A 22,885-nucleotide genomic window follows, 5' to 3' on the forward strand; every position below is an offset into this window, starting at 1 on the left:
TTGTTTATTTCAGTTGTTTTAGTTCAAATCTGTCAAATGCAGCCCAGTTACCAGCATTAGCATCAGAACATACTCCAACTTCAACCTGTCCGTTGGTAATCTGAATATCATCGATTTTGTACTTTGTATAACTTGTCACTGGGCTTGAGCCTATTTCAGTTATTTTTTTAGCTCCACCGTAATCATTTGCATAGAAGCGCAGTTTATTTTGACCACCACCTGATCGAACCCAAACGCTTGCCTCATAGGTGCCATCTGGTATGTTTTCTACCGTTTGTGCAGTCCGCTGTTGATAAGCATCCGAGTGCCAGTGCGTAAGTTTGTAAACTCCAGTAAAAGGTTCATCTGCATCTGCTTTATGTGCTGAAACACCATTATTTCTTTCCGTCCACTGATCTAACGTTCCTGTTTCAAAGCTGCCGTTTTCGATCAGATTATCGTTTTCCTGTTGTGAAGGACGCGGCCATTCATAGGTCCCTACTGTTCCTGCTGGCAGTATAGCAGCAAATTGCTTTCCTTCTGATACAACTCTGAACTTTTGAGCTTTGTCTGTTTGATTGATAACCACTGTTACGATGGAATTGTCGGGATTTAAAAAAGAAACATTTGTAACGGAATCACGAGATCCGTAGTTACTGTCAATCCGCTTCGCACCACGATCAACAAACTTTGAGTAATTACCAGTCATATAATAGATTGGTATCTTCCAGTACTTATTTACGTTTTTTGCATTCTGAATCATCATTGTTGGATCAGGAGTACCGATCCATTGGTGGGTGCTGATGTTACTATCCAGCATCGTTACCCATGCATTATAGCTAGCTGCGCCATTTCTAAAATATTGCGCAATCCGATCTGCTCCAGCAGTCCCCCAGACAGACCTTTCAGTAAGATGAATGCTTTTATCCGAATAAGCACGACTAATTTCTCCCATTAATTTAGGGTCACCGGCATAATCGTGAAATGCGATTCCATCTATTGATGCATCTGCTGTTTCATCCTTGAAAACAGTTGAAACGTAATCCAAAGCTTCACTGAAGTTATGATCGAATGTCCATAGTTTTGTATCTAAGTGATGGGCATCCAGTTCATTTCGGAGTAAAACTGCCAGTTCTCTTTGCTGTTCCGGCGGCATGTACATACTAGGATAATCGATCTCAAGCAGCGGTTCATTTTGCATAGTCATCGCATATATTGGAATTCCCTGAGCTTCAAATGATTGGACAAATTTCCGATAATAAGCTGCAAGTACTTCAGTATTCCCCTCTTCTAACCGCCCGCCTATCAAGCTTTTATTTGTTTTCATCCAAGCAGGCGGGCTCCATGGTGAGGCAAATATTCTGATGTCTGGATTGATCTGTAATGCTTCCTTTAGGGTGGAGACAATATTTAAATCGATATCACGCTGAATGGAAAACTCGCTTAAATCATAATCCGTCTTCGTAATAGGAATATCATTATAGGTATAAAATGCATCTTGTGCGGTAAAATCCGAGGTTCCAATCGTAATCCGGATAACATCCATCCCTATTCCTTTCTTCGGATCAAACAGATCTTTCAGCGCTTGCTTCCGTTTACCTGGTGCCATTTTTGACAAATTGTAGATCGATGATTCCTCTAAAGAAGTACCAACTCCAAGCATCTCCTGGTACTGTTTGTCTGGGTCTACAAAAATCGTTGTTCCGTCAGTTTCCTTTTCTTTTGTTATGTTGATAGATTGCTGCTGATCCAGCTTATACGTGATTTCTTTCGGTCCCTCATACCAGCTTCTGTCAGCTGGAGCATTTTCCGAGCTAAACCATACCTTCACTTCTTCTGGCTTAGAGGCAAGCGTAAAGCCTGGATTCATTGATATGATAAGAACAGTAATAAAAACAATGAAAAATGATTTCGACAATCTTTTTATAACATGCATTGTCTTTATCCTTCCCTTCAATGGCTGTTATAAGCCTTACTCCATCTTCATTCATCATAATATTAAAGCGCTTACATTTCATAGGTACCAATATCCCGAATTATTTACCAGATTATTTAGCAGTCGAAAATAAAAGAGCCTCTGCAGAAGTTCTTTAAGCAAACCAGCATACATTGTTTAAAAGGAATAAACATCAGAATACTATTCATTCTTCCGGTCTATTCATGTACTCAGAATGTCTTGTAATGTATGATCAAGTGTTTTAAATCTGAAGTTATACCCTTCACGTTCCAATCGATCAGGTATAACCCAACGGCTCTTCAGAACCAACTCTGTTTCAGTCCGAATGAAAACGGATCCTATCTCCAGCAACCATTTAGGTGCAGGCAAGCCGAATGGAGTATTCAATTTCTTTCTCAGTGTATGCATCAATTCACGGTTTGTAACAGGTTGCGGTGCAGAAGTATTGAAAACACCGCTCAGCTGTTTCTTTTCTCTTAAGAAAAGTATAATTTGAAATAAATCCTCGATATGTATCCAGCTGAACAACTGCTTTCCAGAACCTTGTATCCCTCCCAATCCGAAACGCACTAAATTACGATATGGGATCATGACTCCTCCCCCTCTACCTAATACAATCGCTATACGTAATGCGATCTGTCTTGTTTTAGGAAGCTCAAATGAAAAGAAGGCATCTTCCCATTTCGTGGCAACATCGACTGAAAACCCTGAACCAACCTCTCCTTCAGCTTCTTTCATCGGACGATCTTCCGCATGACGATAAATGGTTGCCGTACTGCTATTAACCCAAAGTTCAGGAGGATTGCTGCAGGACTGGACAGCCTCGCCTAATATCTTAGTAGTTGTTACCCTCGAATTCATTATTTCCTGCTTGTTCGTTTCATTGTATCGGCAATTAACAGATTTTCCAGCAAGGTTTATGAGAAGTTCAGCATCTTCCAATGTTTCTTGAATGGATAATTTATCATCCCAGTGGATGTGTTGCTTTTGTCTTGAGATAATACTGACTTCATACCCTGATTCCTGAAATCTCTTTTGAAAGAATTCCCCGATAAAGCCTGTTCCTCCAGCTATGACCACTTTCCTCATATATATCACTCCTCACTTACTTATCAATTTCGAAATCATCATACAATAAAATTCCATCTCCTTCTGAAGACAGAACCTTTATAATACGGTAATCACCCTTTGGAAAGCTGTATTTGAAAGCATCGAACGATGCAAAAAAACTGGTTTCAGTTCCAGAATCAATGATTATGCCATCCTCGTGAAAACCCATATTGTCTTTAAGTGGTATCTGTAACCATTCTTCTTTCTTCTTATCATATTTTTCAAGCACATATGCACGACCTATAGTAATACGATGGTCACTATTGTTTTTTATATGAAATTTAAAACCATCTTCCTGTTTTATACTGTCATCTTCTATATCGAGCACTATATCTTCTGCAGCAGTCATTTCATCGGCATACTTACTGGGCTCCAGTTCTGTCCCACAACCAGCTAAAAAGATCAATAAAAACAGGAACATAATTTTTTTCACCGAACTCCCTCCCCCTTAAGCAAACTTTATCACAGTTACACCATTACAAAAATACCCAATTAGCATAAAACCAATTGCATTCTATCTTGATAATTAATTCAGAATAGGTAAATTTGGGGTTGATTCTGAATTGACTAAATATTAATATAAAACCAATAAGAATACTCGGATTAAGAGAGGTGCTTTCATGATTCAAATGATTTTAACGGGTTTACTATGCGGGGCGTTGCTTGGATTTGTCATGCAACGCGGCCGTTTTTGTTTAACAGGAGGCTTTCGCGATATGTATTTAGCAAAAGATAACCGCATGTTTTACGCACTTTTAATTGCAATTGCAATCCAAAGCGTTGGCGTTTATACATTAATCAGTTTAGGAGTATTTGAATTTAATGCCGGATCACTGCCAATTGCAGCTGTAATTATTGGATCCTTTATTTTCGGTATCGGCATTATATTTGCTGGCGGCTGTGCAACAGGTACTTGGTATCGCGCGGGAGAAGGATTAATCGGCAGTTGGATTGCATTGGCGGGCTATATGCTTGTAGCAGCAATGATGAAATCTGGTGTTCTGCTGCCATTGGACACAGCTGTTAAAGAGGTACAGCTTGAATCAAACTCTATTGCTGCAACATTCGGCTTTAACAACTGGATTTTAATTGCTGTTCTTGTTGCCGTTGTCGGCTTTATTGTATACCACAATCTAAGAAAACCGACGGTTAAAATTCCTGGCTTAAAACCGAAAAAATCCGGTCTTGCCCATATTCTATTTGAAAAACGCTGGCATCCATTCATCACTGCGATTTTTATCGGACTCATCGCTATTCTTGCATGGCCTCTAAGTGTTGCCACCGGCCGGATTTCTGGATTAGGTATCACAACACCTTCTGCTAATATCCTGCAATACTTAGTTACAGGAGAACTAAGCTTTATAAATTGGGGTGTCTTCCTCGTACTCGGTATTTTCTTAGGTTCACTACTAGCTGCAAAAATGAGTGGTGAATTCAGATTCCGACTTCCAGATCTTAAAACGACGATCAATAGTTTCAGCGGCGGATTAATGATGGGATTCGGAGCTGGTTTAGCCGGCGGCTGCTCTATCGGAAACGGCCTTGTAATGACCGCTATGATGACATGGCAAGGATGGATCTCCCTAGGGTTCATGATGTTAGGCACATGGACCGCTTCTTACTTTGTGTTTGTACGCCCACGTAAAAAGACTAGACAAACTGCGCAAGCAGCAACTGCTTAAAAGGAGTGTATTTAGAATGAAAAAAACATTGGAAGTCATGGGTATGGTTTGTCCATTCCCGCTAGTAGAAGCAAAAGAAGCCATGAAAGAAATTCAAACAGGTGATGAATTGGAAGTACAATTTGATTGTACACAAGGGACAGAATCCATCCCCCGCTGGGCAGCGGAAGCTGGTCATGAAGTGACAGCATATGAACAACTAGGCGAAGCTGCTTGGACTATTACAATTAAAAAGAAATAAAGAAAAGATTGCAGAGAACCTTCTTGGTTTTCTGCAATCTTTTTTCTATTAAATGAAGAGACAATCCGCAATAATAAGTCTTTGTGAACCCGAGGCAAAAACTACTTGACTTGTTAACGTATTCAAACTTCTCTATACTTTCACTAGGAGGGGATAAAATGAGTGAAGATATATCGAAAATAAATTACCGCGAAGTCATTGAATATTCATTAGATCCCTTGATTGTACATACTGATCTCAAGATCATTTATGTTAACAATGCTGCGGAAGTCTTCTTTAAAGGAAAAAGAGAAGATATCATCGGTGCAAGTCCATTGGATATCTTTCATGAGAGCTCCAAGTCTGCGATTCATAAAAGAATTCAGTCAGCATATGCCAAGCCTGCTGAAGTGATAGAAGAATCAATTTTCAAGCTGGATGGTACAACAGCAGATGTGGAATTATACTGCCACCCTGTCTTTATTGGAAAAACGAAGGCAATTCAAACTTATGTAAGAGATATCTCTGAAAAGAAAGAATCGGAAAGAAAGAACAGGGAAATGATGGACCAAATCCATGAACTTTCAGCTACCCTGGTACCCCTGCTTAATGGAATAGCGGTACTTCCTTTAGTTGGGTCAATTGAAGGGGAGCGGGCAAAACATCTTTTACAACTGGTTCCTGCTAAAGCAAAGCAGCAGGATGTGCAATGCTTGATTATTGATTTCTCAGGCATCTATCAATTAGATAAAGTCGTCACAGATTATCTCTTCAAGATTCATAACGTTCTTTCAATGCTCGGTATAGAGTCTATATTTACAGGTATGAGACCAGAACTTGCAATGGAAGCAATAGAAATGGACATTAGCTTGTTGTCTTCACCTACAATGTCTACAGTAAAAGATGCTTTGGATTATCTTGGAGTACATTAATCTGGAGTATCATCCCTCTTATCTCCTTACCGCGTCAGGATATCGGAACGCACGCAAAGAGGAGCCTTAACTGTATAGGCTCCTCTGGTACATATAACCGCAAGATCCATTTCCACTAATCCTATAGTAAAACCCGCTCTACAGCCAATGGCCTCAAAGCGCTCGTTTCATCAATATAGATAAACCCATCATACCGCTGTGCCATGTGAGAAGGCACATAGTTTCCAAACTGTTCAAATTCTGGACGATACACGACTCCAATCGCACGATGCCCGATTTTCTGCTGGAATAAATGCTTGTTTTCTTTATCGAAAAAGAGCATCTTATCATATGCGCCGGCTCGGTGCATGAGGTCTTCCCATGATCCCCTAACTGCCTCGGGAACAATCTTCACATCATGATTGACTCCCCATTCATCCGCAGCAATGACAGTTCCTCTATGCGTACCGAATCCTATGACATACACATCCTCAACGGGATTTTGCTGGCGTACCAGCTCGCCTACATTGACCATGCCATTATGCGCCATATCAGTAGCCCGGGCGTCTCCGACATGTGTGTTATGCTCCCAAACTATTGCTTTACCCTTAGATCCATAAAACTTCATGACCTCATTCAGTGCATGTACCATATGTGTATCTCTTATATTCCATGATTCTTCATCACGAACAACCATTGAACGATAATAATGTTCGGCATTGTACGCAACTAGTGCATTTACCTCCAGATTGAGACGAATCTCTTCTTCACAAGGATACTGCTCTTTCTTTTTTTGAATTGCTGCCAGAAGCTTGGCTACTTCATCAATACATCCGTCAGAATACAAACCAGCAGATACAGCATATTCCTGGTTATCCCTATTGAATGGTTCGAAACAAGAAAATGCTCTTCTTGCAATCTCCACATCAGGAGATCCAATCTTGGTTAAATAAGCAATTACTTCCTCCATGGATTCCCAAAGACTGTACATGTCTATTCCATAGAAGCCTACTTTTGGCTGCACATCCCGATTTTTGTTATATTCCTTCATCCACTCAATTAAATCAATAATTTCTTCATTCGCCCACATCCACGTCGGCCAGCGGTTGAAACTGAGGAGAACCTCCCGAGCCGATCGGCTTTCTGTATCATAGCCTTTGATGTAGCGATTCACAGCCTGACAAGCAGGCCAGTCCCCCTCCACAGCCACAAAGGTAAAACCCTTCTCCGTGATCAGCTTCTTGGTTATCTCAGCACGTACAGTATAGAACTCAGAAGTACCATGAGATGCTTCACCAAGCAAAACAAATTTTGCATTTCCGGCTCTTTCAGTTACAATACTTAGCTCCGCTTCACCAGTTAATGGTATTGCGTATTTTTTAATCGATTGTATTGTCTTTAAATCCATTTAAAAACCCAACTTTCACTTTGAAGTGTGTTAGGTTTAAATTGTGATTAATGTGATGAAAAAATACCTTCAGTTAATATTCTTACCACTTTTAATCGACGTATTTTTGCTTTTTCTTGGATTTCAGCATATCTCCTGTCCAGCCCTTCGCCTTCAAGAACCAATAAACCAGAAGAGTCGAAAGGAGGATTAAGATCAGGGCTCCTGCGTACCCGAATTTCCACTTCAATTCAGGCATATTATCAAAGTTCATACCCCATAATGCGCCAAGCGCCATGACTGGTGTAAAAAGTACTGTTATAACAGTCAGTGTCTTCATAATCTCATTGCCCCTGAAAGAAGAGACGACATCTTCAAAATCAATCAGTCCTCTGATTTCCTCTTCATACGCCCGAACAAGATTCTCACAGCGTTCAAAACGATAATGTGTCCGTTTAAAATAGATGTTCTCTGTATATTTCTCCCCGAATGCTTCGACTACACCAGTTTTAACCTCTATGAACGGAATCAAAAAGTTCTTCCATACTAATATCTCATGCCGATTTTCAGCAATTTTGTTAAGCAGCTTTGTATCATTATTCTCTTTTACCTGCCAAAGCAAGTCCTTCAATCTGACTTCATATTGATCGATTTTATGTAAAAATGCTGAAATGATTTCTCCAAGAAGGATCATAAATCCTTCAATTGCATTGTTCGCATTGTGCATCTTAGCGAGAATATCATCTTGGGTTGTAGTCGGCAGCAGCTTAAAATCAAGTGCAGTTGTCAGCAGCGTGTTCTTTTTTACAAAAAAGTGAAAAAGATGCTTTTCTTCCTTCTTGTCTGCTTCCTGAACATATATGAGCGAGCCCCAAAGAGCCAAAGAGTCCTGATCTGTCGTCTCCATTTGAAGACTATTCGTGCCGGAAGCATGTATATGTTCTATCCATGGGATATGTAAGGTGTACGCGTTTAACGCTTCTTTTTTCTCTAAATCCCTTTTCTCATCCAACTGCAGCCACTCCCATGCAGTACCTGAAAAAGCGTGCTTCTCCATGTTTTCCCCTCCAATTTTTTTCTATCTATTTCCCTTACATGTAGCGGGATAATCCTTTCTTCTCCCCCCACTTTGGACAGTCACCTCTCTATTGATAGCTAAAAACCAGAATGTTTCACCAAGAAACCCTTTACAAATTCGGCTATCTTTTTTAATATAGACGTATCAATTGCATAAGCTTGCGACGCACTAGGGGAGCTGGTAACGGCTGAGAGGAATCTTGTGATTCTGACCCTTTGAACTCGATCTGGATAATACCAGCGTGGGGAAGTGCAGCCAGAATTTTCCTGTTACTTTTGTATATTCTGCGACTGCACCCTATGGTGCAGTCGCTTTTTATATGCAAAAAATAGGAGGAATCATTTATGGAAATACAAAATCATTGCGGAACCAGCCGTATTGCAGGCTGCAGTTTTTCGGTTTACCCGATGGCAGACAGGTTCAAAGAAATCATATTGGATGCACTGAAAACGGTCGATACGTCAAAGGTTTGGATTGAGACTGATGATGTGACAACACTTGTACGCGGTAGAATTCCGCATGTATTTGATGTTACATCCGCTATATTTTTAGCAGCAGCTAAAGATGGCGACCATGTTGTGTTCAATGGTACATATTCTATCGGCTGCCCTGGTGATTCTACAGGAGATGTCTATATGGCCGAAGACGAGACAAAGTTGAACCTTCCGAATGTAAAAGATACCCCGCTTGAGACAGCATCGAAATTCTCGCTTTACCCTTTGGGAGGCGGAAATTACATGGACACCATCTACAGTCAGATTGAGAATATGCGCTCCCGCGGCATCACTGTCTCAAAATCGCATTATTCCACACGGCTTGATGGCAATAGTATTGATGTTTTCGATGGTTTGGAGCATGTCTTCACTGAAACAGAGGCTTCTGGTTCCTCCCATACTGTTATGACAGTGACCATGTCAGCTAATAGCCCATCTGCTAAGGGTGTAATCAAATGAAAAGCTGGCGCATGAAAGATATCGTCGTCATGGCAGCGCTCGCTGTTGTGTTCGGCATTGTTTACCTCCTATTTCTACCGGTCAATGTTGTCATGATGGGGCTAATTGGACCTATCGGAACCGATATCATCTTCGGAGTATGGTTCCTTGTTTCCATTGTTGCAGCTTATATCATACAGAAACCCGGTGTTGCACTGGTATCGGAAACAATAGCCGGAATTGTCGAAGTACTGATTGGAAGCAGCGTCGGACCGATTGTCATCCTTTCTGCTATTGTTCAGGGACTTGGAGCTGAAGCAGCATTTGCTATCACACGCTATCGCTCTTATCATGTCCTTGTATTGATGGGTGCTGGTGTTGGGGCCGCCATCACTAGTTTCATCTGGGGATATTTCCGCGGCGGCTTTGCTGCCCTTGACCCTTCTTACGTTGTGCTTATGCTTGTTGTCCGAATCATCAGCGGGGCAGTCATAAGCGGATTGATCGGCAAAGCAATCAGTGAGGCGCTGGCGAAAACCGGCACGTTAACGAGCTTCCCGCTCGGTAAAACATATCGCCATCGAAAAGCAGGATGAAACAGCCCATTTTGGAAGTTGACCATCTGACCGTCATATTTGAGGAAGAAAACAGTCCTACCTTAACTGATTTGAGTTTCACGATACAGCAAGGAGACAGCATTCTTCTTCTTGGACCAAGCGGATCAGGAAAAAGCACACTCACCTATTGTTTGAACGGGTTGTATCCAAAAGAACTGGATGGAAAGATGACCGGCAATATCTCCTATGCAGGATCCAGTATCGAGAATTTCAAAAGCGGTAAGCTCAACCTAGAGGTTGGAACTGTTTTTCAAGATCCAGAAACACAATTCTGTATGCTGAGCGTAGAGGATGAAATCGCCTTTGGCTTAGAAAATAAGAAAATGTCACCGGAATTAATGGAGTCGGAAATCGATCGTGTTCTCTCCCTTGTCGGTTTGCAGCATCGGAGAAAAGATCAAATCCATACCCTTTCCGGCGGGCAGAAACAAAAGCTCGCACTGGCTGCAGTTTTGGCTCTAAAGCCTTGCATGCTTATTTTAGATGAACCGACGGCTAACCTGGATCCGGCTGCGAGCAAAGACCTTGTCGAAACAATACGTAAGTTAAAAGAACAGCAGGATATCACGCTTTTGATCATAGAGCACAATATTGACTATTGGCTGCCTATTATTAACCGGACAATGCTATTGGAGCGAGATGGCTCTTTATTCTTTGACGGAGACTTGAGCCAGGCAGTCAATCTCTATGACGAGGAGCTGCAGCAGCGCGGCATTTGGCTGCCAGAAGCAGTTCTGCTTGCCAAGCAAGCACAGCTTCCAAAGCCTTGGCCGCTTACAATTGACCTTCTCCCTCATGGTTTGCAGTTTCAGACTAAAACACCAGAGGTTATGCATACCAAGGAAAGTATAATTCAAGTGGAAAATGCTATCTTTCAAAATAAAGAAAAAGTATTACTGGATATCTCTAATCTTGATATTCAGCAAGGAGAATTCCTGTCTATTACAGGGAAAAACGGCAGCGGAAAGACGCTTCTTTCCCGTATGATAACCGGCTTGTTGAAGCCGACTGCTGGGGATATTGAATTTCTTGAGAAGAAACTTCGACGCTGGAAAACAGATGAACTTTACCAGCAGGTTGGTTATGTATTTCAAAATCCTGAACATCAGTTTCTTACCGATTCTGTTTGGGAAGAACTTGCATTTGGCCAGACAGCAAATAAGGATGATATACAGAAAGTCTTGGAGGATATCCAATTAGCTGCACAAGCCGACAAGCATCCTTTCACCTTGAGCCAAGGACAAAAAAGACGGCTTAGTGTAGCGACCATGCTTGTCCAAAAGCCTCAGCTGCTCGTGCTTGATGAGCCGACATTCGGCCAAGACAGTCATACTACAGAAGTATTGATGGATCTAATATGGAAACAAAATCAGCGCGGCTGCACCATTATTATGATCACGCACGACATGAACCTTGTCGACCGTTTCGCTTCACGGGTTTTGATAGTTGATCAGGGAAGAATCGTCCAGGATGAGACACCTGCTGCACTATGGAAAACAACCGATTTGTCTGTTCATGGGCTTTCCCTTCCTGCAAAAGAAGCCTACTACAAGCAAACAAGGGAGGCTAACCTCTATGCATAAAATCAATCCCAGCATCAAAGCAGGTACAGTTACGATAGCAGCAATCGTCATCGCCTTCCTCTTTGATCCATTGGCACTGCTTTTGTACATTGGCTGGACGATTGCCGTTACATTGCTGTTTGGTAAGGTGCAAATCAAGAAGTATCTTCTATACCTGCTCCCTTTCACTTTATTCGCAGTCGGTATGCTCGTATCAACGCTGCTATTTGCAAAAACACCGGAGAATCCTTCCATCACACAGCAGTTCCTCTTCTGGGATCTGCCGCGTGAAAACGTGCAGGATGCACTAGCTTTAGCTATCCGCGTATTCAGCTATAGCACGCTGTCCTTGCTATTTGTCCTGACGACAGATAAAGTGGCATTTATTTTAAGTCTGATTCAACAGTGCCGTGTTTCACCGAAACTGGCATACGGCATTTTAGCTGGCTATCGCTTTTTGCCATTATTAAAAGATGAGTTAACAACGATCCGCTCTGCACATCTTATTCGGGGAGCCAAAACAAATACAAGCAGATTCAGCCGCTACAAACAATACACGATTCCCCTGCTGGCCAGCGCGATCCGCAAAGCTGAACGGACAGCCATAGCCATGGAATCCAAAGGCTTCACAGGAGAAAAAGACCGCACATTCTACCGTACGTATCATACTAGTTGGACAGATTGGATGTTTGCTGCAGTCATGCTTGGCGCTATTGCGCTATGTATCATCGTTTCCAAGTCGTTTCAGTAAACAGCAGAAGGGTTATAATGGAGAAAAAAGGAGAGATGAAGATGTGCGGCAGATTTACATTACTCACTCCCTGGGAAGAGCTCCTGCGAACCTATGATGCTGTCTCAGAGATGGAAGCACTCGAACCAAGCTACAATATCGCTCCAACGCAGCAAATTGCAGCAGTCATCCATGACGGGACCAAACGCCGGCTCGGAACCCTGCGCTGGGGACTCATCCCGCCTTGGGCACCAGATAAGAAAATCGGCAGCAAAATGATCAATGCCCGATCCGAAACACTGCTGGAAAAACGCAGCTTCAAGAAAGCATTTCAGAAACAGCGCTGCCTCATTCCCGCTGACAGCTTCTACGAATGGAAAACAGAAGACGGCAAAAAACAGCCCATGCGCATCCAGCGCAAAGATAAAAACCCTCTCACATTCGCAGGTCTATGGGAGAAATGGCAGGATGAAGATGGCAGCAACATCTTCACCTGCACCATCATCACAACCGAAGCAAACAGCTTCATGCAGCAGATCCATAACCGAATGCCGGTTATACTGTCCGCTGCCTCCCAAGACATCTGGCTTAATCGGGAACAGCAAGACCCTGACAAACTTCAACCATTGCTGAAGCCTTATTCCGAAGAGTTGATTGCTTATCCTGTTTCTACGCTGGTTAATTCGCCGAGGAATAATAGTGAAGAATTGATTAATCCATTGTAAAAGGAGCATGCCGGGGCATGCTCCTTATTTAATAGAAACCTCTTCAAAAAAGTTTCTTTGGTTTGATGCTGTATTGCTTCTTTTTCTTCTCTCGCTGAGGTTTATAGCCGAACGGTTTTAAATTTCCTTTGCGATTATGATTAAAGCTTTCAAATCGAAATTTACAATATAAAATAACTAGCTGTTCTGGCAATACAAAGAGCATTGTCATGAATATAATGATACAGAGCGTTCCTATAAGGATGATATCAAAATCCCTTAATGGAATGAATCTGAATAAGTATTGAATAATAAATGATGCACCTACACTTAAAGCAATTATAATGGTAGATTTACCTCTTATAATATCTTCCCATTTTTTTCTCGTTATATCATTTCGAGAGTCTGCTCTATATTCACCGCGGTTTAATAAAATAAACAACCGAATTGTCGTGACTACAAATACTAGTCCTCCCCCGGATAAAGCCAATGCAGTTATAGTTAATAAATTCGGTTGCTCTATACCCTGTACTCTCCCAATTGCAAACAATGCAATGATAAGAGGAAATGCCCCAAATATATTTTGAGAAACAATTATGGAAAGAAAATATTGTATTCTCTCAAAACGTTTGTAAACAATCGGAAGTCCAAAAATCAAGCTGAGAAAACTCAAAATTATTGTTACGTATAGGTGTATTCTGAAGATTTTCTCTTTATTCGGAAATATTGAGTAATCGTATACAACTACGTATGTTAATAAAAACAGCACGGCATTAAGAAAAATAGAAAATGTTAAAATAAACCCCAAAGATGATATACTCTGACGTTCTTGAAGAGGATCTCTGAAAGTGAAGAAATCGCTCTCTTCTAAACGCATTCCCATTCTATAACAACCTCCTATTTAAAACAACACTAAAATAATCGTTAAAGTAAGTAATTTAACATTGTAAAACTCTAACAGCTTGTTATGTGTAAATAGAGTACTATTACTCTTTATAAACTGTTCCCGAGAACTCGTATATTTCCAAAAACGCTCTACTTTCCTTCGATTACGGAATTAAAAATGCGATATTATAACTTCTTCGAGAGAAAAAGCATATCCTGTTATATCATTAATATTAAAAGTACTTCTCTTTTTAAACTCCACAGGAACACCTATTAAATCTCCTAATATACCGCCATATATAATTGGAAGTTCTCTCTCATTTATTTACAAATCAAGATATATCTTATTGTCACCGTTCCATCTATCTACCATTCTTTCACTTGACTTGACATCCTTTCACCTTCCTTTGTAAACTGCATGACTTCTATTAGAATATGCTTCTTATATATTGTTTAATTTTAACTACACAACAGTCTTTAAAATGTAAAGTAAAACTCATTCTTTGCTAAATAGAACTCTTTTGTAACTGATAGGGAGTGGGGAATAACAATAAAGTCAAAAAAGCTTTACCGTACTTAGTTAATTAAAAATAAACCTTGAAAGTTAATAACTAATCAAGGTTTATTTTTTCATTACTTAATTAAAATCTTATCTTTTATTTCGTTGATAATCGCATCATTTTTATTTATCCACTTCTGATAGATACCTTTATCTATCAGATTCATGCTTAATTTTTCCCAAATCTTATAATCACCAGTCATAGTAACAATGGATATCATATCACCTTTTGTTTCCACCACTTCAAATTTATAACCTTTATAAATTGCTTCTATCTGTTTCTTATAAATTTGTTCTATGTCATTTTGATGGACATACTTTACATATATAGTATTATCGGCAATCGTTTTATTTTCAAATCCAAACTGTTCAGCCTGGGAATCTTCAGAACGCAAAATTATCTTTCCATCAGCTTTAATTCCTGCAGCATATTCTTTTCCCTCATATATCGCAAAAGTATTATTTTTCATAGCCCCTCCTAATTTACGCTAACGAATTTTCCAAAGTCTTCACTATATATAGCTCTCAATAGTTCAGTACCATCACTTCTTAATTCTATTAATTGAGCACCGTCAGAAACATCAAGAAATTTATTACACTTAAATTCAGGTATAATCTGTCCATTTGTAGCTTTTGTAAAACCATTCCCAGTGAAGGGTGGAGCATCTTTGATCGTACCGCCCATACTTGGTCCATATGGAATTGATACTTCAGAAACTTCATTCGTTGTATACCTAATAATACCCATAGAATCGTTTGATAAAGGATTATATACAGTACCTGGATAATCTAAGCGCAAACTATGGTAAATATCTTCGTATGACTTCAATTGTGTCACATCTTCTGCTCTTGTTACGTAACCACCAACTTGTGTATAGGTTCCGTTCATATATTTTTCAATATCACTAGATGGTATTACTTTTTGTAATACGGTATCAGTATCGGGGAATGGTACACTTTCTCTTATAGACTTCATTATTTCTTTTTGATTAGTTGTTAATTCGGTTACTTCTTTCAGTCGCAATTCATTAAATTCATCTATAGATATTCCGTTCTCTTCTATTTTATTGACAACAGAATAACTTCCATTAACCGACTTTTCGTCTACAGGAATTTTCGAACTAGAATGTACTCTACCTACATTGACGCTACTAACGTGATTACCTTCCGCAGAACCTTTGACAGGTCCTACACTACTTACACTAGAATCTCCATTTCTCATCATAATAGGACTTACATTGCCAGCCAAATTATTTGTAAATGAGAGATTCTCACCTCCAGCTACTTTCTGTAGTTCCTGAACCTTATCCTGTTCCTTCACAGCCCATTGACTATTACGAAGTCTATTAGCTGTCTGCTTATTTGCATGATCCGCCAAGCTGACTACATTATCCGTATGTACGGCTGCACTATCAGCATTTGGTGTTCTTACTTCCGGTTTTTCTTTCGGGATTTTCAATTCAATAACGTTGTCGGCTTGGCGTACAGAACTGGTAGTCTTATTCACCCTGTTCGCATATTGCCCTACATCAATCACTTTACTTGTCGTACGAGCAGTTCCGGTAAAGGTTGTGACAGCTTTTCCAATTGGCAGTATATCAATAGGTGCGAGTATACCTCGCGTCCAGCGTTCCGTGGTATCTAACTCGCGGCCGGAAGCCCAGTCTTTCCCTGAGATTGCACTACCCATTTCCACCGTCGCATAAGCAGCTCCTAATACAGCACCAGCAGGCGGACATACGACTGTAACGCCAACGATGACGACGAGTGCAGCTATGTTTACCCAGAATTCTTTGGTAAACTGGCCATCCTCGATGGACTCATATTCAAAGGCTCGTGTGTTGACGGCAGCAGTGCGGTAATCCTCATAGCTGATATCTTCCTCCGGATTCTGTACCTTCCATTCCTCAAAGGAAGCTTTGATCTGGTCGGCGTAATAGTTATCCCCACTAAGTATATCATCCATGGTGATTTTTGTTTTCTCCGTCGTGTATTCCTGATAAGAGCCGTAATAAGAGATTGGGATTGTTTCGGTTGCACCGATATGGTTCTTGGTCGTGTAGTTGGATATGGAAGAATCGCGTACTTTTTGGACAAATGCATCTATGTCTTCATAAAAAGGATGATCTATCTTGTCCTCCACGATATCTCCAACACTACCACTGTAATCCTCTAATACTTTAAAGTCTTCAAATAAGCGCTGATACTTATCTTTATCGCTTGTATACGAGAACGAGACAACACCGTCAGAGTCATACTTCGCTACCTTTTCGCTTGCTTCGTCCAGGTTGTCCGTAATATCTTTCATCGTATCGATCATGCCCTTGCCCCAAGCACCAAGTCCGATCAGGTTGCGCAGGCTGTCCCTTGTTTTTTCCCATTGACTTCTCTGGTATTTAACGTCCAAGCTTTACACCTCCAATGCATCAATGATTTTCAAAGCGATCGCTTCGTCTGTTTCGATCATCGTGTTCAGAGTATCTATTACCAAGGAGGAAATACGTGCATAATGATCCTGGAGCTCCAGGAACTTATCATTTGCTTCGGGATAGGCCTCGATAGCTTCCATTGCTTTTCCTTCTTGATAGAATTTTGTATTTTTAATGTTCTCAATCGCTGGTACAGCATTAGATTGCAAATCTTCCAGAATTGCGATGAGCTGCTTATAAATATCCGTAATCTCTATCGGATCAACTGTAATTGCTCCGCTGCCTGCCATTTACCCTAACCCCACTTTCTGCCGATACGGGAAGTCCAGTGCATCGAACACAACTTTCAAGAACCAGTGCTGGCTCGCTTGGTAATACTGCTTCTGCGTCGCATCAATCATGATCAGTCTGTCCTCTTTCGAAAGCACAAGCCATTGCTGATAATGATTCGGATTCGTGCTGATTTGCGGTTTTACACGAGGATGAAATAGTTCTATATTGATGATGTCGTTTGTCACATCCAGCTCTTTAATAGCTTCTTTATCCTCAGCCGACAGCTCTCGTTGCAGGAAATTCTTTTCCGCTTCAACTGGTTCACGATTCAGCAGCGGCACTTTCTCTCCAAGCAGTTTTAGGACAAGCGGTTTATCCATAACGTAAAGTTTGTAGGTCTTATCGGCTGTCTCAACAAGGATGATGACTTCTTTCGCTTCTTTTTCCTTGAAAGCAAACATCAGGTTATTGATCCGAACATATTTCTGGCTAAAAAAGTATGTATACAAGGTCTTAATAATGACAGCGCCAGATTTTGTAAGAGAACCCGCCTTATCAAAAACACCTTTGTTTGTAAGCTTTGCAAATGCCTGACTCCATGGTTCTTCTCCTTGAAGCTGATAGAGTTTTTTATCCGGCAAGCCAAATAGTGCTTCTGCATCAAACGCCGCAGCTAGCAAATACAGCTCGGTTACATCGAAAGTATCCATATCCGTCTGGGTCATAGACTTTTCACTTCCTTCACCAAATTGTCGTTTTGGAAGTCTGCCTGATAGTCTGCAATATTATCCAGGGCCTTTTTTTGTAGGGACGCTGCATCCTTAAGGTCAGCATGATACTGAAGAAGCAGCTCCAAGTAGGCTAGGAAGCTGTCACGCGATTTCCCTTCCCACTTCGAACCCTGTACAAGGGAAAGCAGAGCTTCCCCTTGAGAATAGGTATTATCAAGAGATTCTTTCAGCTTTGCTGCTGATGCTTTGGCTGTGTCCAATTCAGCTTGATCAATAATCACATCCTTCGCCACGCCTTAATCCTCCTTCGCCTCGTCCATTGCTTTTCGTTTATAATGAAGATATCGTTCGTATGCCCTGTCACTAGCCGTAACAAGCTTACTGCGGTATTCTTTTTCGTCATCCAAGTAATCTGTCAGCTTTTTGTTAAGTCGTTCTTGTGCTGGAATGAAGTCACTGCTTGGAATAGCATCTTCCGCCATACATGGTGAGCTTCCTTTGTAAGATGAAAAATAGGACTCCGCTTCACTGACCAATTTGTCATGTTCTGCCTTCGCATCCTCGAGCTTATTGTATAGCTTCAAATACTCATCCCTTTTCGCTTCCGCATCTGTCTTGAACCATAAAAACGACATATCTCTACTCCTTTCTTAGCATAGGAAAGCTAATTTGAATCTTATTCCGGGATTTTGACTTTCACATGCTGATGATCCAAGGCTACATAGCACTCGTACGGTTCAGGATATTTCTCCTGACGGATAAAAGGCTGTTTGAAGATATCTTGATCACCCAAGCGCATGCCCACGAGACCGAATATGGCTTGGTTGCGAAGGTACTTTGGTACTTGTTCATAGCTCATGCCAAGATAGTTGTAGTCGCTGCAGATAATGAAATGAATGCCCGCTTTGCCGCCACGTTCCATCATGAGATTTGCTTCTTCGAGCGTAAGTCCAGCGCGTTCAGTGAAGTCCTGCAGATCTGTAATGAGGACGATCCATTTAGATTCTGCTGTCCCATCTGCATTTCGCTGCTTGATCTCGTTGATAATCTCATTTTTAATTGCGGCTATTCCGATGCTTTCAGATACATATGCCTGCATACCTTCTCCAATGTTTTCTAGATCCTTATCGGCTGTATCTATTAGAATCGTTTGATACACATCTTTCAGTAACGTAACGTTCTTAGCGACAGATCTGATCATACGATCCAATCCATCTTTCCGATCGCTGATGACTGTCATGTGATCATATTGCGCTGGATTATAGGCAACTGGCAATACTTCCTCAAAATCAAGCCCAAGCGGCACTTTCCTCTCTTCCACAATCCTTTTGGTACGGCGCTGTTCCTTGAATTCGAGGAAGTCCACAACACCTTCTGGCATCATCGGGATAGCATCCGGATAGTCTCCATCCCATACTTCGTTCATGTCTTTGGCTAAATCCTGTATCCGATCAAGGATTTCCAATGCTTCTTCCCCATGTTCAGGCAGCATGGTCTGGAATAATGCTGGTTCCTCCATTTTCACAAGACCTCGGCCTGCGATTTCTTCAATTTCTATATCGGTGCGCCCAACAATCGATCTTGCTTCGTTGGACTCGATCAGGTACAAAGCGATTTGTGTCTTGATATTGGACAGCAAAGGCATGCGCATAGCACTTTGGCGGCCGGCACTGATAATCAGATGTATACCGATGCTGGCACCTTCCCGGGCAATCTGTGTGATGACCTTCTCGAAATCGTCACCGAAATCACTGTCTCTTACAGACTCATAGTTATCAATCACAATACAGATATTCGGGACAGTCTCCCCGCTTGCCTTCTCAAACAAGCCTATGTTCGCCACACTGTACTGGCTCAGCATTTGTTTACGCTGCTTCATGACCCCATTCAGCATCCGGATTAGTTTGCCTACTTTCTCGACTTGATCGACGAGGAATGTATCCGCCACATGCGGCAGATTCTTCAATGGCAGTAATCCATTCGTACCAAAGTCAAGCAAGTACACATGCAAATGTTCCGGGTTATGCTGTCTTACCAAATCCATGACTACTGTCTGCAGGAATGTCGACTTCCCGTAACCTGGACTCGCAAATACAGCGATATGGCCGTCTTTTGATAGATTTAGCGTCAATGGGATCTGCTGCTGCATTTCCGGCTGGTCGAGTAAACCAATCATCGGCTCCAAAGGCTTTTTCGGTTCTTTCCATGCATCGCGGAATGAAACTGGATGAAGTTCCGGCCCGAAAATCTTTTCAGGCAGAGGCGGCAGCCATGGGCGTGCTAAAGGTTCAATACGCTGCTGTTCTGTGTAATCCGCAATATGATTAATAACGGCATCAAGCTCTGATGGAATCTTTTCGATGGACTCCTTCTGCTCCAGTCCGCTTAAATCTTCCGTTAAAATGTCATATTGCCCTAGATCATTGATGCTGTAGATAGTTAGATCCACATGATCTTCATCATTTTTATCCGTAATATAATCTGCTCCGCTCCATGCGCTTTGGAATAGCTCATAAATTTCATTGTTCCCGACTTGCAGATAAGCACGGCCTGGCAGCGTGATTTCAGCTGCATCAGGTGTTTTGATGATTTCATTTGAATCACTGGCATTCTGTACCTTCAATGCCAGCTTGAACTTGGAGTTGGACCAAATTTGATCATCTACTACACCGCTTGGCTTCTGTGTTGCAAGAATCAAGTGGATTCCCAAGGAACGTCCGATACGGGCCGTAGAAACGAGTTCCTTCATAAAATCCGGCTGTTCGGATTTCAATTCAGCGAACTCATCAGAGATAAGGAATAAATGAGGCATCGGTTCCGCTGCTTTTCCTTGTTTAAACAGCTTTTGATATTGGTTGATATGGTTGACATTATACTCTCCGAACAGACGCTGTCTTTTCTGCAGCTCTGCTTTGATGGAAGCCAAAGCACGCATTGATTGTGCACGATCCAAGTTGGTGATCGTCCCCATCAAATGCGGCAGCTTGCGAAACAGGTTCGCCATTCCTCCTCCTTTATAGTCGATCAGGAGGAATGCAACTTCATAAGGATGGAAGTTTACAGCAAGCGAAAGGATATAAGACTGGATGATTTCGGATTTACCAGATCCTGTTGTACCAGCTACCAAACCGTGCGGTCCATGTGCTTTCTCATGAAGATTCAGCTGGACAATATCTTCTTTTCCACGTAGCCCAAGTGGTACAGCAAGTGTTTTGTATGTCTCATTTTTACGCCAGCGTGCTTGAATCGCTAATTCTTCTACCTTCTCTACGCCATACATCTCCAGGAAAGTTACTTGTTCTGGGATGGAATTCTTCAGGTTTTGGAGATGGTTCAATGGCGCCAAAGCCCGCGAGACAGCTTCTTTGTTGAAATCCTCCGGGAAATGATCTGGTTTGAACGCTTTGTTTACAAGCTCAGCCTCTTCCAGGATGATCTTTCCGTCATTGCTATCACGGATATCGATGACTGTTTTCACATGCTCCGGCAACGCCCGCATCACATCTTGAACGAAGACTAGCGATACACCGTATTGACTTGGATCTTCATTGAAGAATTCCATGATTGTGTGATCCAGTATCAGCTTCTCATCGGTGATTAGCACGACATAATGAGGCGAAAAATAGAGCTTCTCATTTGAATTGCTCTTTTCATCAACTTGCAGCTTCCGCTCCTTCAGCACTTGATACAGGCTATGAAGGACTTGATCGCGAGATCTCTCATGGTAAATGAACCCACGTACATTGATGTCCCGCACGCTCGCATGCGGCAGCCACCGCATCCAGTCCCACTCTTTCTTTTCTTCTTCCGGAAAGATTGTGATGAACTGCAAATCATGATAGCTGTGGAATAAGGATAGCTGCATCACTAACAGCTGAAGCTGTTCCAGCACAAGTTTTCTCTGCCCGATATAACCAACAGGTCCTTTCATCAGGGAAGTAATAACAGGAACATCCTGCAATTCTTTGAATTGGTCAAGTAAATGTCTGGCTTCATCTACCAAATCATCTTGTTCCTGTGTAAATTCTTCCTCGTTGTAAGAGATCTCAAAGCTGGTATCCACGCGCCCTAACCCTGTACGGAAGTTCAAAAAATCGTGGTGATAAGGTGTTTTCTCATAAATACGCGCTTCAGTCGCAGCTGCCATTTCCGAAATTTCCTCTACATCAGGATAGTGGTAATGCAGCGCATGTCGCTGTTCTTCACTTGCATGATATAGTTCCTTCGTTTTTCTCTTTAGGTAGCTCTTATACGTTGCCTCTCTGTGTTTCATGTCCGCTTTGTATTTACGCACATTTTTCACATAAGATGTAATGGAAAAGATGACCGTAACCAAAGTGGCGATTACCATAACGATGATGAATATCCCACGAGGCTGAACCAGTGAAATAGCAACTAAAGCCGCTATCATGACCAGCGGCGGTACAATGTTCCTCGCCAGCTGCTCACTCGGTTTACTTGGCTTATTGGCTGGTTTTGCAATGTTTCGTTTCTCTTCTGGTTCCCTGTAAATGATACGTGGAGATCGATGATAGTCAGGATACTCCCCTCCGTATGGCTTTTCCTGACCGATCAGTTCCGTGAAGGAAGCACCCAAACTTCCATTCGAGTTGATTTCGATCGTATCTGCGTATATTGTCATCATAACGCCATCTGCAAACAGGATATCTCCTACTTCCACAAGCACATCATCTTGGAGCAGCCGGTAGTTATGATACATGCTTCCGCTTCGTAGATCTATGCGGAAACCAGACCTATCCGTTTCACGAAGAAGTACAAAATCAGCTTTCCAATGCGGTTTATTGATATCATTGTAGGCCGCTTCACCGAATGCGATAGATTGCTGGCCAGCTATATCAAAGACGTTGTATTTATTCGCATCCGTCACATAGAGCTTCAGTTCCCCTATTTGTTTCGCGGTTCGAATCTCTTCCTGTTGATAGAATAGCTGTTGACCGTTCCATTCCAATTCTAATTCAGTTGCCAGTCCGGCTATCGTCACCTGATTCTTTCGTCTATCCCCGATGATTACGGTCTGACCGGTTTGTTCCGGCAAATGGCATTTATGCAGTTTGTCTTTATATGCTACGAGCAGTGTTTTATTTGCCATCTATTCTTCTTCCTCTCTATGCACTCCAT

General features: G+C 41.7%; 20 protein-coding genes, 1 pseudogene and 1 riboswitch. Of the genes and pseudogenes, 8 read left to right on the forward strand and 13 right to left on the reverse strand.

The window, feature by feature from the left end; genetic code table 11:
• Positions 1–463 precede the first annotated feature (463 nt).
• From SFC25_RS13075 to SFC25_RS13085, 3 genes and pseudogenes are all read right to left on the reverse strand, one after another.
• A pseudogene (locus tag SFC25_RS13075) lies at positions 464–1,849 on the reverse strand (glycoside hydrolase family 30 protein); the annotation flags it as partial.
• Positions 1,850–2,137: 288 nt separating this feature from the next.
• A complete protein-coding gene (locus tag SFC25_RS13080) occupies positions 2,138–3,025 on the reverse strand; it encodes a TIGR01777 family oxidoreductase (protein WP_411215699.1) in 888 nt (295 codons plus the stop codon).
• 16 nt (positions 3,026–3,041) lie between these two features.
• A complete protein-coding gene (locus SFC25_RS13085) occupies positions 3,042–3,479 on the reverse strand; it encodes an immunoglobulin-like domain-containing protein (protein ID WP_411215700.1) in 438 nt (145 codons plus the stop codon).
• A 187-nt stretch (positions 3,480–3,666) separates the two neighbouring features.
• On the opposite strand from SFC25_RS13085, the gene SFC25_RS13090 reads away from it, so the two are divergent.
• The 3 genes from SFC25_RS13090 to SFC25_RS13100 all read left to right on the forward strand — a co-directional run bounded on the left by SFC25_RS13090 (position 3,667) and on the right by SFC25_RS13100 (position 5,880).
• Entirely contained in the window at positions 3,667–4,728 is a 1,062-nt protein-coding gene (locus SFC25_RS13090) for a YeeE/YedE thiosulfate transporter family protein (RefSeq protein ID WP_411215701.1), read from the forward strand.
• Between the two features lie 16 nt (positions 4,729–4,744).
• Positions 4,745–4,969, forward strand: a complete 225-nt coding sequence (locus SFC25_RS13095) for a sulfurtransferase TusA family protein (RefSeq protein WP_095222928.1) — start codon at positions 4,745–4,747, stop codon at positions 4,967–4,969.
• 158 nt (positions 4,970–5,127) lie between these two features.
• Positions 5,128–5,880, forward strand: coding sequence for a PAS domain S-box protein (locus tag SFC25_RS13100; RefSeq protein ID WP_411215702.1), 753 nt, complete (start codon positions 5,128–5,130; stop codon positions 5,878–5,880).
• A 121-nt stretch (positions 5,881–6,001) separates the two neighbouring features.
• On the opposite strand, the gene SFC25_RS13105 is transcribed toward SFC25_RS13100, so the two are convergent.
• Together SFC25_RS13105 and SFC25_RS13110 are read right to left on the reverse strand one after the other, a co-directional pair.
• On the reverse strand, positions 6,002–7,267 hold the full coding sequence (locus SFC25_RS13105) for an erythromycin esterase family protein (RefSeq protein ID WP_411215703.1): 1,266 nt from the start codon (positions 7,265–7,267) through the stop codon (positions 6,002–6,004).
• Between the two features lie 91 nt (positions 7,268–7,358).
• Positions 7,359–8,303 (reverse strand): magnesium transporter CorA family protein, encoded by a 945-nt coding sequence (locus SFC25_RS13110; RefSeq protein ID WP_411215704.1) that lies wholly within the window; start codon positions 8,301–8,303, stop codon positions 7,359–7,361.
• Positions 8,304–8,484: 181 nt separating this feature from the next.
• Positions 8,485–8,589, forward strand: a riboswitch (TPP riboswitch).
• Between the two features lie 79 nt (positions 8,590–8,668).
• Between SFC25_RS13110 and SFC25_RS13115 the strand changes: the two genes are divergently transcribed.
• Genes SFC25_RS13115 through SFC25_RS13135 form a run of 5 tightly spaced genes read left to right on the forward strand, consistent with a single transcriptional unit; the run spans position 8,669 to position 12,890 of the window.
• Complete coding sequence (locus SFC25_RS13115) at positions 8,669–9,277, forward strand: YkoF family thiamine/hydroxymethylpyrimidine-binding protein (protein ID WP_411215705.1); 609 nt, start codon at positions 8,669–8,671, stop codon at positions 9,275–9,277.
• Positions 9,274–9,852, forward strand: coding sequence for an ECF transporter S component (locus tag SFC25_RS13120; RefSeq protein ID WP_411215706.1), 579 nt, complete (start codon positions 9,274–9,276; stop codon positions 9,850–9,852). The genes SFC25_RS13115 and SFC25_RS13120 overlap by 4 nt, the downstream gene beginning before the upstream one ends.
• Complete coding sequence (locus SFC25_RS13125) at positions 9,849–11,456, forward strand: ABC transporter ATP-binding protein (RefSeq protein ID WP_411215707.1); 1,608 nt, start codon at positions 9,849–9,851, stop codon at positions 11,454–11,456. Before SFC25_RS13120 ends, SFC25_RS13125 begins: the two co-directional genes overlap by 4 nt.
• On the forward strand, positions 11,449–12,186 hold the full coding sequence (locus SFC25_RS13130) for an energy-coupling factor transporter transmembrane component T family protein (RefSeq protein WP_411215708.1): 738 nt from the start codon (positions 11,449–11,451) through the stop codon (positions 12,184–12,186). Before SFC25_RS13125 ends, SFC25_RS13130 begins: the two co-directional genes overlap by 8 nt.
• Positions 12,187–12,227: 41 nt before the next feature.
• Positions 12,228–12,890 (forward strand): SOS response-associated peptidase, encoded by a 663-nt coding sequence (locus SFC25_RS13135; RefSeq protein WP_411215867.1) that lies wholly within the window; start codon positions 12,228–12,230, stop codon positions 12,888–12,890.
• Between the two features lie 43 nt (positions 12,891–12,933).
• Here the strand turns inward: SFC25_RS13135 and SFC25_RS13140 are convergent, their stop codons facing one another.
• The 8 genes from SFC25_RS13140 to essC form a co-directional block, all read right to left on the reverse strand.
• On the reverse strand, positions 12,934–13,752 hold the full coding sequence (locus SFC25_RS13140; protein WP_411215709.1) for a hypothetical protein: 819 nt from the start codon (positions 13,750–13,752) through the stop codon (positions 12,934–12,936).
• A gap of 635 nt (positions 13,753–14,387) precedes the next feature.
• Positions 14,388–14,783, reverse strand: coding sequence for a hypothetical protein (locus SFC25_RS13145; RefSeq protein WP_411215710.1), 396 nt, complete (start codon positions 14,781–14,783; stop codon positions 14,388–14,390).
• Between the two features lie 8 nt (positions 14,784–14,791).
• Positions 14,792–16,720: a hypothetical protein gene (locus tag SFC25_RS13150; protein ID WP_411215711.1), complete on the reverse strand. Its 1,929-nt coding sequence runs from the start codon at positions 16,718–16,720 to the stop codon at positions 14,792–14,794.
• A gap of 3 nt (positions 16,721–16,723) precedes the next feature.
• Complete coding sequence (locus tag SFC25_RS13155; RefSeq protein WP_411215712.1) at positions 16,724–17,032, reverse strand: hypothetical protein; 309 nt, start codon at positions 17,030–17,032, stop codon at positions 16,724–16,726.
• Positions 17,033–17,740 (reverse strand): DUF5081 family protein, encoded by a 708-nt coding sequence (locus SFC25_RS13160; protein WP_411215713.1) that lies wholly within the window; start codon positions 17,738–17,740, stop codon positions 17,033–17,035.
• Entirely contained in the window at positions 17,737–18,039 is a 303-nt protein-coding gene (locus SFC25_RS13165) for a WXG100 family type VII secretion target (protein WP_411215714.1), read from the reverse strand. Before SFC25_RS13165 ends, SFC25_RS13160 begins: the two co-directional genes overlap by 4 nt.
• Before the next feature lie 3 nt (positions 18,040–18,042).
• Positions 18,043–18,381: a chorismate synthase gene (locus tag SFC25_RS13170; protein WP_411215715.1), complete on the reverse strand. Its 339-nt coding sequence runs from the start codon at positions 18,379–18,381 to the stop codon at positions 18,043–18,045.
• A 41-nt stretch (positions 18,382–18,422) separates the two neighbouring features.
• On the reverse strand, positions 18,423–22,856 hold the full coding sequence (gene essC, locus SFC25_RS13175) for a type VII secretion protein EssC (RefSeq protein ID WP_411215716.1): 4,434 nt from the start codon (positions 22,854–22,856) through the stop codon (positions 18,423–18,425).
• Between the last annotated feature and the right edge of the window lie 29 nt (positions 22,857–22,885).

The sequence above is a fragment of the Terribacillus saccharophilus genome, from assembly GCF_046592595.1.
GTDB lineage: Bacteria > Bacillota > Bacilli > Bacillales > Amphibacillaceae > Terribacillus > Terribacillus saccharophilus_C.

What these genes read in the sequence shown, in the direction of transcription:
- SFC25_RS13080 (WP_411215699.1), bottom strand. Translation starts at nt 3,025, where the DNA reads ATGAGGAAAGTGGTCATAGCTGGAGGAACAGGCTTTATCGGGGAATTC.
- SFC25_RS13090 (WP_411215701.1), top strand. Translation starts at nt 3,667, where the DNA reads ATGATTCAAATGATTTTAACGGGTTTACTATGCGGGGCGTTGCTTGGA.
- SFC25_RS13095 (WP_095222928.1), top strand. Translation starts at nt 4,745, where the DNA reads ATGAAAAAAACATTGGAAGTCATGGGTATGGTTTGTCCATTCCCGCTA.
- SFC25_RS13100 (WP_411215702.1), top strand. Translation starts at nt 5,128, where the DNA reads ATGAGTGAAGATATATCGAAAATAAATTACCGCGAAGTCATTGAATAT.
- SFC25_RS13105 (WP_411215703.1), bottom strand. Translation starts at nt 7,267, where the DNA reads ATGGATTTAAAGACAATACAATCGATTAAAAAATACGCAATACCATTA.
- SFC25_RS13110 (WP_411215704.1), bottom strand. Translation starts at nt 8,303, where the DNA reads ATGGAGAAGCACGCTTTTTCAGGTACTGCATGGGAGTGGCTGCAGTTG.
- SFC25_RS13115 (WP_411215705.1), top strand. Translation starts at nt 8,669, where the DNA reads ATGGAAATACAAAATCATTGCGGAACCAGCCGTATTGCAGGCTGCAGT.
- SFC25_RS13120 (WP_411215706.1), top strand. Translation starts at nt 9,274, where the DNA reads ATGAAAAGCTGGCGCATGAAAGATATCGTCGTCATGGCAGCGCTCGCT.
- SFC25_RS13125 (WP_411215707.1), top strand. Translation starts at nt 9,849, where the DNA reads ATGAAACAGCCCATTTTGGAAGTTGACCATCTGACCGTCATATTTGAG.
- SFC25_RS13130 (WP_411215708.1), top strand. Translation starts at nt 11,449, where the DNA reads ATGCATAAAATCAATCCCAGCATCAAAGCAGGTACAGTTACGATAGCA.
- SFC25_RS13135 (WP_411215867.1), top strand. Translation starts at nt 12,228, where the DNA reads ATGTGCGGCAGATTTACATTACTCACTCCCTGGGAAGAGCTCCTGCGA.
- SFC25_RS13140 (WP_411215709.1), bottom strand. Translation starts at nt 13,752, where the DNA reads ATGGGAATGCGTTTAGAAGAGAGCGATTTCTTCACTTTCAGAGATCCT.
- SFC25_RS13145 (WP_411215710.1), bottom strand. Translation starts at nt 14,783, where the DNA reads ATGAAAAATAATACTTTTGCGATATATGAGGGAAAAGAATATGCTGCA.
- SFC25_RS13155 (WP_411215712.1), bottom strand. Translation starts at nt 17,032, where the DNA reads ATGGCAGGCAGCGGAGCAATTACAGTTGATCCGATAGAGATTACGGAT.
- SFC25_RS13160 (WP_411215713.1), bottom strand. Translation starts at nt 17,740, where the DNA reads ATGACCCAGACGGATATGGATACTTTCGATGTAACCGAGCTGTATTTG.
- SFC25_RS13170 (WP_411215715.1), bottom strand. Translation starts at nt 18,381, where the DNA reads ATGTCGTTTTTATGGTTCAAGACAGATGCGGAAGCGAAAAGGGATGAG.
- essC (WP_411215716.1), bottom strand. Translation starts at nt 22,856, where the DNA reads ATGGCAAATAAAACACTGCTCGTAGCATATAAAGACAAACTGCATAAA.